Source organism: Pullulanibacillus camelliae, from assembly GCF_014642655.1.
In the GTDB taxonomy this organism is placed as follows: Bacteria; Bacillota; Bacilli; order Bacillales; family Sporolactobacillaceae; genus Pullulanibacillus; species Pullulanibacillus camelliae.
The window spans coordinates 160,693-171,059 of record NZ_BMIR01000009.1 but is presented as its reverse complement, the minus strand read 5'-3'; the positions used below and the strand labels follow the sequence as shown (position 1 = coordinate 171,059).

The following is a 10,367-nucleotide window of genomic DNA, read 5'->3' as shown; positions in this document are numbered from 1 at the left end:
TACGATGTATTTGCTCTGGTAGGCATACATTTATGATAGAGTGCCTCTTCTTTTTTGGCTAGGATTTTGTAGAAATACCACCGAGAACTATTTTACACATACCTTCATGTGCTTATAAATTATAGAAAAACCTGTGGAAAGCTGTTTCCTTAGAAACACGAAGAAAGCTTACCGATTGGCAAGCTTTAAATGATATATTAAAGCAGGTTAGAGCACCATTAGAAATTCTTCAGCACCTGTCGTGCGTTATGATTTGCTTATAAAACAGATTTGACAAGCCCTCCTAAAAGCGTTGTCGTTGCCTCCATCCCTTTGGAGAAAACAGCAGAGACGCCACTTCCTACCTTGTCTCCTAGAGTAGAAAACGGATTAAAGGTATCTATAGCATTTAAATGATCAATTCGGTCCTCTATACTCGGATCGCCTGCTGTTTTCTTGGCTTCCGTTTTTTCTGCTTTTGGAGCCTTTGCCATTGCTTTTTCATCATTCATTGGTTTGAGTGAACTTTCTTCTGTAGGTTGAGTGGACTTATTCGCTGGATGAGACAGCTTTGGAATATTGAAATCCAAAACAGACGACTTAGTAGCCGACGACGATTGAATGCCTTTCATTTGCATCATATTATCTTTAGCCATGTTCATGCCATAGAGGAGCGCACACACGAGTAAACACATCACAAGTAATGTTTTTAACAGGAATGTCTTCATTTGTTCTAACGCCTCCCTCAATCAGCTTGTCCACATTAGACTCTATGTGCATGCCATTCGTTTTATGCCTCATTCACTTATTTTTCAAGAGTATTGACTGATTTAAATTTTTTATACCTTTAATGGGTGTAAGCACCCAAGTTATCCTGATCAACATTTTTATGCAAAGCCGCATTAAGTCCTCCAGCAATCACATTGGCCATATCGTCTATAAAGGTATCGACTTCCTTTGGGGTCACCATCATATTATGCCCCGTCGGTCCGAGTACCTCGCGAATCAATTGTTGCTTCTCAGTATCGGAAAGGTTGCCAATGAGCCCCAAGAAAGACTGCCGTTGTTCTTCTGGAGGTAAATCGGCATCCGTATAGGTGATGCGCTCACCAAAATTCATTCCCGATGGCGCCAAAGCTTTGGAGGGTTTATCCTTCTCTCGTAACTCACGACCGAAATGCTTCAAAATAAAATCAAGGGTATCACTTGTTATCGTCACCGCATCCACCACCGTCGGTATACCTATAGCAAACACCGGAATCCCTAAAGTATCCATGCTTAATTCCTTCCGATTATTGCCCACACCTGAGCCTGGATGGATCCCGGTATCAGAAACTTGAATGGTTGTATTGACACGTTCAATGGAACGGGAAGCTAAAGCATCGATGGCAATAACAAAGTCAGGCTTCGACTTTTCAATGACGCCAAGAATGATATCGCTCGTTTCAATCCCAGTAATCCCCATAACGCCTGGAGAAATTGCACTAACAGGCCGATAACCTCCCTCTACACGATAAGGCTGCAATTCAAAAAGATGCTTGGTAACCATGATATTCTCTACTGCAGAAGGGCCCAATGCATCTGGTGTCACATTCCAGTTCCCAAGTCCAACAACGAGACAAGAAGCATCGTCGGGGATAGCGTGTTCTTTAATGAACTCAGCAATGGTTGTTGCAAACACCCGTTCAACCACCTTTTGCAACTCGGTATCCTGCTTGCGTATGCCCTGAACTTCAAAGGTAAGATAACGGCCCGGCTTCTTTCCAAGCCGATCAGCAGCCTGCTGATCAATCGCCATTCTCGTTAATTTTATGCCTTCAATATCTTCTTCCTTTATCTCAATCCCGCGATTATAAGCTTGCTCCTCTTCCTTTTCATGCAATAGTTCTCGAGCCTCAAGCGCTAGGTCTGTGCGCACCTTATATTGCTGTAAGTCAAGCTCTTCACGGTCTATATTTTCATGCATATATTCACAACCCCTTTCTACACTCGTTTCTTTTAAGTTACCCTATCTTTTTGCTTTTCATGTAATATTAACAAGGACGTCTTGTTGCATTTAGACGCTTGCTCTGATAAAATACAATCTGTTGAATAACGCCTCAAATGATAAGCTTGACTTAATAAATTGTTAACCCAGCTTTATTTCGAGGATTATCGGAAACAGCTTTAAGGGGGTGAAAGCATGCCAAACATCCAATCAGCTATTAAACGTGTGCATAAAAGTGAAGCCAATCGCGAACAAAACCACGCAATTAAATCTGCTATGCGTTCTTCTATCAAAACTTTCAATGTGAAAGTTGAAGAAAAGGACGTTGAAGGAGCAAAATCTGCTTTCTTGTCAGCTACTCAAAAAATTGACAAAGCGGTAGGTAAAGGCCTCATTCATAAAAACAAAGCAGCTCGTGAAAAATCTCGTTTAAGCCAAAAATTAAACGAAATCACAGCATAAAAAAACCTCCGTTTGGAGGTTTTTTTATTAGCGTTAACAGAGAATAGCTCGCATTGTTTTGCTTCTTTAAATTCAATCAGAAACAGCTACAAAGAAACAAGCTTCTGGATCAATAATTGCAATCCCACCATTTTATCAATCTGTCCTGTTTTGATGGCAACATCAGTATCAGAACATAGAATAAGCGCCTTTTTTAAGGCTTGCTCTCCATATTGCTTGGTCTGTTCGCCTGCAATTTTTATCGCATAAGGATGAAGCTTTAATCGTGAGGCAATCTGTTTTTGCATAAATCCCTGCTTTTGATAGAGATCCGTTTGAAAAGTGATGCGAAATTGCCGCATAATCAGGGCCAATAATTTGACCGGTTCTTCTTTCTGCTGAAACAAATCAGATAAAATTCGAAAAGCCCCTTGCGCATCCCGATGCATAATACGATCTACCATAGCAAACACATCGCTTTCCAGCGTGCGGCTAGCTAATTGTTCGACGAGCCGTTCATCTATAGCCTGCCTCCCCTCAGCATAAAGAGACAGCTTTTTGACTTCGTTCACTAAAATGGACGTGTTGGTCCCGCTCACTGCTAAAAGACGGTTATGAGCAGCTTTAGTATATTCAACACTGTGCTGTTGTGCTTCATCGGATAAAATTTGATAAAGCATTTGATCAGTCAATGTATTCAATTCAAAAACTTTGGCTTCTTTTTCTAAACTTTTTACCAATTTTTTGCGTTTATCAAGTTTTTCATAAGGCGCTATAAGAATCATGACCGTATCTGGAGATGGGGAAGCAACATAGTCTGCGAGCTGTTCAAGATGATGTTCCACCTTGCGCTTCTTCGTATCTCCTGTCAAAAAAAAGCAGTTGTCTAAAAGAACAACTCGTTTCTCGCTCATAAAGGGCAAGGTATTAGCATCCTCTACAGCCAGCTCTACAGGTTGTTCCTCCATGTTATATGTAGACATATCAAAGGCTTGTTCATCACGAGCTAACGCGAATTGGATGATCTGCTGACGCAAGGTTTGCAGTAAATAAGCCTCAGTTCCATATAATACATAAACAGGTGCTAAAGGCGTCGTGATCTTTAAATCCGTCAATGCCAAAACCTCTCTTCTGTTTAAATGTAACGTAAAATACAGGCTCAGACAAGGTGTTTATTGAAATATAAAATTCAAGACTCACCCGCATGTCGCAATGGCTCTATATCATTCTTTGCATTAAAAAGTGAAGCCCTAACAGATCAAGGTCACGCTCGATCCATTAGGACTCCAATTTATGTGAACGTCACTGGTTACACCCTAGGACAGTAATCAGTGGCGATGTTTCTTTATATTCATTATGGTATCCTATGCAGGACAAAACTATGGGTGACAACACTTAGTAATCGCTATGAAATAATGGAAATGTAGATTTTATTTTGCATTTGTTTTATACTGAAAATAGCAAAAATGAAACGATTACATAAGGGAGGAATTTTAATGAACGAATTCGAAAAAGACGTTCAAGATAAAGGTAACGATTTTATCGATGCCATGAATGGCTTTACCTATTCATTCCTTTTCTTCTTTGTCATCTTTATCATCGGTATTGTTATTAAGGAAGTCATGAGCTGACAAATCAAGTGCATGCCAAAAACTCGCCTCTGGCGAGTTTTTATTTTGAGATCACTTTACTGTCTCAACATTAATGATTGCTTTATTCGTAAAGATAATGCGGACAGCTCCGTTTTTGTCAGTGCGCAGCAGCTTGATCTGCCGGTTACTCAATCTGGTAAGAACCTCTGAATTTGGATGTCCAAAAGGATTATGTTCACCCACTGAAATAATAGCTAACTCAGGATGTACCGCATTTAAAAAATGCGCAGAGGATGATGTCTTACTGCCGTGATGGGCTACTTTCAATATGTCTGCTTCCATAGTCGGATTCTCTCTCACTAGACTGTCCTCAACTTCCTTCTCAATATCACCTGTAAATAGCCATTTTAAAGGCCCAAGCTTCGCTCTGATCACTAATGATTGATTATTCGCTTGTCTTGACGGCCGTTCTGGCCATAGCACATGGAATTGCGTCTTCCCCACCTTCCAAATATCGCCCTTTGAAAGTCGGACAAGTTGTGTACCTGTCTTCTGAAGCTCACCAAACCATTCCATTTCCTGCTCATTAGGCTGAAATACCTTGCTTATTATAAGCCGTTTGATCGTGATATTATGAAGCAGTCCTGACAATCCCTGAACATGATCATAATCACGATGCGTAAGAATAAGGCCATCCAATGCTTGAATGCCATATCCTTTAAGTTCATTAAGTACAACATCGCGCCCAATATTAAAGGCTCTCTGCGGCTTTTGCCAATCCTTTTCAGGATAGCTCAGGGTGCCTCCCGTATCAAGAAGATAGGCGCCTTGATGATGGGGTAACAGGATCAAACAGGCATCACCCTGACCGACATCAAGAAATGTCACCGAACCATAAGGGGAGGCATAGGCTGACACATTATGGATGCCGACAATACCACAAATAAAGGCCACAGGGAGCCATAAGCCTATCCAATGATGCGCCCGTTGCCAAATCCACAGGACGCCAAAAATTGCCAAGCAGAGCATCCCAAGGATAAGTGCTGTTGGTTTTCCGATCACTAAAGAAAAGCTTGGAAGATGATTGAGATCAACAAGTCCTTCATGGGCTATGCGCAATAATTGATTCATTATATGCACAAACGGTGTGATCAAAGGAAAGCAAAAAAAGGATAAACTTAGCGCCGTTAAAGCAAATGGGAGAACGATAAGAGAAATGAAAGGGATAAAGATCAGATTAAGTACGAAGCTGAATAAGGATATGCTATAAAAATTATAAAGGATAATAGGTAAAGCCACGATCTGAGATAAACCTGTGGTCATAAAAAGTTTGAGTACGAAAGAAGGATAACGCTGAAGGGTTTCTGAGGAAACAATTAACGCAAAGACAATAAGATAAGACAACTGAAATCCAATAGCATAAAGACTGCTCGGCGCAATGGCTAGATTGATAAAAGCCGCTAAACTCAAAGCAACAATCGGCGAACGCTGTATATTCAGTGTTGAGGCAAGCAGTAAGCAAGCAGTCATGACCACTGCTCTCATCACAGAAGGGGTAAAGCCAGTGATCAATGCATAAAACGGTAGAATGAAAAATAAGAGGATCGCTCGTGCCTGCTCTTTAATTACCCCTAATCTTAAGAGCAAAAAATAAAGAACGCCAACAATCAGACTCACATGAAGACCAGAAACAGCCAGCAAATGAATTAATCCAAGATTTTGATAGGCATCCATCACATCAGGGGAAATCTCATTTTCTTCACCAAAGATCAAGGCATCCATCATGCCATTCAGCGGAGACGGAAACCAGTGATTCACATAATCAATACCCGCTTGACGGATTCTCTTTAACCGATCCAACCCGGTTAAAGCATCCTCATTACAGCCGACCAGCGCCCCAGCTTTAAGCTGCCACCGGATACCTTGATGCTGTAGATAGGTTTTATAATCAAAAGCATAGAAATTTGAAGGGGCCTTTGGTGGAGACAGCTCCCCCTTGAATGTACAAGACATCCCTAATCGCAGATCACTGACAAGCTGCTGCTTTTCTTCTTTGGATTTTATTGTATAGGAGAGGCGGATGGTCTCACGAGGTTTTTCAAGTGTAAGGCGAGAGGTCAGCTGATCACCGTCTATGACAGGTAAGTCAGTGAGCTTGCCTGTCACAAACTGCGTTCCCGCTTTTAAATAGGTCGGGTGATCAAGAAAAGAAGCATCACACCAATAAAGGCTACATATAATTATGGCAATACACCCATACATCGGTCGTCTCAATAAAAGGTAACAGAGATAGACAAGTGAGATCACCATTAGCGCTACGGAAAATCCGTGATCTTTTAAAAGAATACCAATGATCGCCGCAGGGATAAGCAGATAGAAACGTTCAAAAGGATTATCTTTTTGTAAAGAGCTCTTGAGCGCGTTCATAATGCGCCTTTAATTGATCTTGGTCGACTTGCTTTGCTTCGAGTTCACTTAAGAGTTCGGCGATGAATGACAGCTTATCTTGTGCATACAGATCATCTAAAGGATTTTCATAAGGGACATGAATGGTTTCCACCTTAGCACTTTCAAACAATTCTATAGCATAGGGATGGTTTTTATAATCATTGGCATAATACACTTTGGTTACTCCCGATTGAATAATCGCTTTACAGCATTGCAGACAGGGAAAATGCGTCACATAGATTTCTGAACCCTGAGTGGGGACACCGAACTTAGCACATTGGAGAATGGCATTCATTTCAGCGTGAATCGTTCGGACACAATGGCCATCAATGACATAACAGCCCTCATCAGAGCAATGAACCCCTCCAGATATTGATCCGTTATATCCCGCTGCAATAATCCGACGGTCTCGAACGATCGTCGCTCCCACAGCAAGGCGTGTACACGTGCTTCTATTTGCAATTAAATGGCTTTGTGCCATAAAAAATTGGTCCCAGGATAGTCTCATTGATTGTCCTCCTTTATCATAACTTTATTGTATCGGTCCCTCAGTTTATCCGTCAACTTCAATGTCCAGCCTTAATTACCTCCATTATCTAACCGACTGTCACAACAGCCTTCATCTTCTCTAATGACTTCTCTCCAATTCCCGTCACATTTAATAAATCGTCAACACTTTTAAAGGGGCCGCTTTTTGACCGATAATCTATGATGGCCTGCGCCTTCGTTGCACCAATCCCGGGTATCCCTTCCAGCTTTGTCAGATCCGCCGTATTGATATTAATTTTTTCCTGCCCTGTAGCTCCCGAAGTCTCTTCTGAGGGATCAGCATTCGCTGTTGACACAGTACCATCCTCTTCCCCCTGCCGCGGTATATAAATCAACATTTCATCGGTTACTCTTTTGGCGAGATTGATTCGCTTTTTATCGGCATCTGCTTTGAGTCCGCCGGCTTGTTTAACCACATCAATAATTCGTGCTTCTGAAGATAAAGTAAACACTCCAGGCTTTTTCACCTCCCCTTCGATATCAACCATGATGCTTTTAGGTGCTTCAGAGTCGGTATGGTTCTCACTTTTTTGTTCTGACTGATCTTTCGACTGGTTCGTTGTTGGATCTCTCTTTTGCTCAGAAGATTGAGCAAGGGCATTCCAATTGGATTGATTTGCTGGCTGGTGACTATGCTTCCATAGAAAAAAAACGCCAACACAGGCAACCAAAACCGCTATCGCACTATACATCCATTTGACTTTATACATAAGCCACCTCGTTTTAACTCATATTTTGGGACTTTAACTCATATGGTATTAAGGTCATTATGATTACGAATTTATTGGAATAGGATAGAATGCGAAAGACTTATTCTATCGATAAGGGGGATTGGGATGAAGGTAGGTGTTATCGGGACGGGAAATATGGGAACAATTATCATCGAGTCACTTATTGAAGCCTCAGCCATTGAACCATCACAACTTTTCATTACAAATCGCACTATTTCTAAAACAGAACCGCTTAAAGCCACGCATCCTTCACTTCAAGTCGTTGATAGCGCTCGCGAATTAACCCAAAATTCAGATATCATTTTCATTTGTGTAAAACCTGCACAAATCAGTTCGCTATTAGAAACCATCAAAGACTTATTATCTCCAAGGCATATTCTCGTCTCAATTACAAGTCCGGTATCGGTAAACCAGTTAGAGGCTGCGGTGGATTGCAAGGTCGCTCGTATCATTCCAAGCATTACAAATCGCGCGCTCGCCGGAGCAAGCTTATTCAGTTTTAGCCGACGGTTGTCCCATGAAGACAAGGAGCAGCTATTGTCACTTTTTGAAGAGATCTCTTCTCCAGTTCTGATCGATGAGAGCATCACACGTGTTGCCTCAGACATTTCCAGCTGCGGTCCCGCTTTTCTAAGTTATATATTAGAAGAAATGATCACTGCTGCTGTTGAAACAACATCGATTTCTAGAGATCAGGCCACACAGCTTATGACGGAAATGGCCATTGGATTTGGAAAGCTTTTAGAGAAAGATATTTATTCATTCGAGACATTGAAGGAAAAGGTACGTGTTAAAGGAGGGGTGACAGGAGTCGGACTTGATGTCTTAGAAAAGCAAATTGGCGGAAGATTTACCGCGCTTTATGAAGCCACCGAGCAAAAATTCAAGGAGGATCACGCGTTGATCGATCCACACTTTCCATCCGTTAATACAAAACTTAACTGAGTAGCTGGCGACAATTGACGCTTATATACTCTATTCGACAAAAAAATGGCCATTCCTTCTAAATTTCTAAAGTTCTTTTAACCTAAACCTCCTTACGAAAACCCAAGCGAAAAGCGTCCCGTGAAATAGGCTTCATTGCCTGGTCAAATGGGTGGGAGCACAAGGTGCGAGATTCGGAACACTCTAAAATCGTGTGTTCCTCGAGAGCCGCTGACTCATGATGCGGATACTAGAGTCCTGCGGGAAGTGGGCCTTAGCAGCGCGAGGAGATGACCAATCCCCTCATAAAGCGGGCTACCCAGAGCGGCATCGCGCACCGTCCCCATGATCAGAAATTTTATACTTTCTGATCTTTAAAAAAAGATCCCATGTGGAAATAATAAACCTCATTTCCCATGGGGTCCTTCTCATCTACAATTAGAAAACTTGGCTCGCACCACTTCGCTGGTACTCCTAATGTAATTTTTGCAAATCATACACTTAGGTTGTCGCCAAACTTTAATGGCGAAAGTCAAAGTTACACTTATACTCTCTTCCTTTATGAGCGTCAGCGAAGTTATACATTCTGATAGTATAAAAAATTAGGCATTCACCTTTTTTGCCGAAAATAACCACCGTTCCGCCTGATCCAGTGGGCTATCCGGATCAAAGTCACCGATGATCGAGTGCACTTTAAAACCCGCCTTTTCCAATTCCTGAATATAAACGTCGAGTGGATACGTTCTTTGATAATGGGATTCATCATAGCGTTGATACAAGCCATTTGCCTCTTTCACAAAAAAACTAAGCTCATGATAAACACTATGGGCGGCTTCGCCTTGAAAACATTCCCAAATATAGGCAACTTCTTCTTCTATAGAACTAAATGTATTATTGGCAAAGATATCATCTATCTTCCGTACGGAATGAACATCAAATAAAAAAAGACCTTCTTTTTTTAAATGATGGGAAACCGATTGAAAACAGTCCTTCACAGCTTCCAGTCCCTCTAAATAATTCACCGTATCACAAAACGCAGTGATGACATCAAAGCGTTCGGGCAGGTCTAGCTGCTTTATATTCTGTTGATAAAGCGGTAGATTCACCCCTTGTTCAATGGCCTTATTTTGAGCAACAGTAAGCATATCCTCGGATAAATCCACGCCAGCAACATTAAAACCCATCTTCTTGAATGCAACAGATAACGTCCCTGTCCCACACCCCATGTCTAAGAGGTGTTTTCCTGCTTGTGTTACTGTGTGCTCTTTAAGAAATGTCGCCCACTTGTCATAAGGTGCCTCTGACATGAGATGATCATAAAGAAAAGCCAGTTGTTGATAAGCTTCAGACATTAATATTCGACTCTCCCTCGAACACCTCTCGAGGTGCGTCACCCCAAAGCTTTTCCAGCTTGTAATAATCACGATCTTCACGGTGGAAGACGTGGGCAATCACATCACCTAGGTCGATTAAAATCCAACGGGCATTGTCAAAACCTTCCATACGCCGGACTGCAATGCCATTCTTGTAGGCCTGATCTTTTATATCCCTTGCAATGGACTGAACCTGCCGATCTGAATTCCCGTGACAAATGACAAAGAAATCACTCATCGTAGAAATCCCTCTCATGTCTAAGGTCACTATATCTTCTGCTCGCTTATCATCTGCCACTTTAGCTACAAAATCAGCCAACTGTTTGCCATTCATCATTTGTCC

At 41.7% G+C, this 10,367-nt stretch carries 11 protein-coding genes; 3 read left to right on the top strand and 8 right to left on the bottom strand.

The genetic code is table 11. The annotated features are described in order from the left end of the window. Positions 1-257: 257 nt before the first annotated feature. The gene (locus tag IEW82_RS11100) at positions 258-707 is read right to left on the bottom strand and encodes a DUF3679 domain-containing protein (RefSeq protein WP_188693819.1); all 450 of its coding nucleotides are present in this window, start codon (positions 705-707) and stop codon (positions 258-260) included. A gap of 119 nt (positions 708-826) precedes the next feature. Then, on the bottom strand, positions 827-1,945 hold the full coding sequence (gpr, locus tag IEW82_RS11095; protein WP_188693815.1) for a GPR endopeptidase: 1,119 nt from the start codon (positions 1,943-1,945) through the stop codon (positions 827-829). A 216-nt stretch (positions 1,946-2,161) separates the two neighbouring features. On the opposite strand from gpr, the gene rpsT reads away from it, so the two are divergent. Beyond that, positions 2,162-2,428 (top strand): 30S ribosomal protein S20, encoded by a 267-nt coding sequence (gene rpsT, locus IEW82_RS11090; RefSeq protein WP_188693812.1) that lies wholly within the window; start codon positions 2,162-2,164, stop codon positions 2,426-2,428. 86 nt (positions 2,429-2,514) lie between these two features. Here the strand turns inward: rpsT and holA are convergent, their stop codons facing one another. Then, the gene (gene holA, locus IEW82_RS11085) at positions 2,515-3,522 is read right to left on the bottom strand and encodes a DNA polymerase III subunit delta (protein ID WP_188693809.1); all 1,008 of its coding nucleotides are present in this window, start codon (positions 3,520-3,522) and stop codon (positions 2,515-2,517) included. A 381-nt stretch (positions 3,523-3,903) separates the two neighbouring features. Here holA and IEW82_RS11080 point away from each other — a divergent pair, with 381 nt between their 5' ends. After that, a complete protein-coding gene (locus tag IEW82_RS11080; RefSeq protein ID WP_188693805.1) occupies positions 3,904-4,038 on the top strand; it encodes a YqzM family protein in 135 nt (44 codons plus the stop codon). 51 nt (positions 4,039-4,089) lie between these two features. Here the strand turns inward: IEW82_RS11080 and IEW82_RS11075 are convergent, their stop codons facing one another. The 3 genes from IEW82_RS11075 to IEW82_RS11065 all read right to left on the bottom strand — a co-directional run bounded on the left by IEW82_RS11075 (position 4,090) and on the right by IEW82_RS11065 (position 7,706). Further along, positions 4,090-6,426 carry a DNA internalization-related competence protein ComEC/Rec2 gene (locus IEW82_RS11075; protein ID WP_188693802.1) on the bottom strand — a complete coding sequence of 779 codons (2,337 nt, stop codon included), beginning with the start codon at positions 6,424-6,426 and terminating at the stop codon, positions 4,090-4,092. Next, a complete protein-coding gene (locus tag IEW82_RS11070; protein ID WP_188693799.1) occupies positions 6,392-6,955 on the bottom strand; it encodes a ComE operon protein 2 in 564 nt (187 codons plus the stop codon). Before IEW82_RS11070 ends, IEW82_RS11075 begins: the two co-directional genes overlap by 35 nt. Positions 6,956-7,043: 88 nt before the next feature. Beyond that, positions 7,044-7,706, bottom strand: a complete 663-nt coding sequence (locus tag IEW82_RS11065) for a helix-hairpin-helix domain-containing protein (protein ID WP_188693796.1) — start codon at positions 7,704-7,706, stop codon at positions 7,044-7,046. Positions 7,707-7,832: 126 nt separating this feature from the next. On the opposite strand from IEW82_RS11065, the gene comER reads away from it, so the two are divergent. Then, on the top strand, positions 7,833-8,672 hold the full coding sequence (comER, locus tag IEW82_RS11060; RefSeq protein WP_188693791.1) for a late competence protein ComER: 840 nt from the start codon (positions 7,833-7,835) through the stop codon (positions 8,670-8,672). A 581-nt stretch (positions 8,673-9,253) separates the two neighbouring features. Here comER and IEW82_RS11055 read toward each other — a convergent pair. Beyond that, entirely contained in the window at positions 9,254-10,003 is a 750-nt protein-coding gene (locus tag IEW82_RS11055) for a class I SAM-dependent DNA methyltransferase (protein ID WP_188693787.1), read from the bottom strand. After that, a complete protein-coding gene (gene rsfS / locus IEW82_RS11050; RefSeq protein WP_229672532.1) occupies positions 9,996-10,358 on the bottom strand; it encodes a ribosome silencing factor in 363 nt (120 codons plus the stop codon). The genes IEW82_RS11055 and rsfS overlap by 8 nt, the downstream gene beginning before the upstream one ends. Positions 10,359-10,367 lie beyond the last annotated feature (9 nt).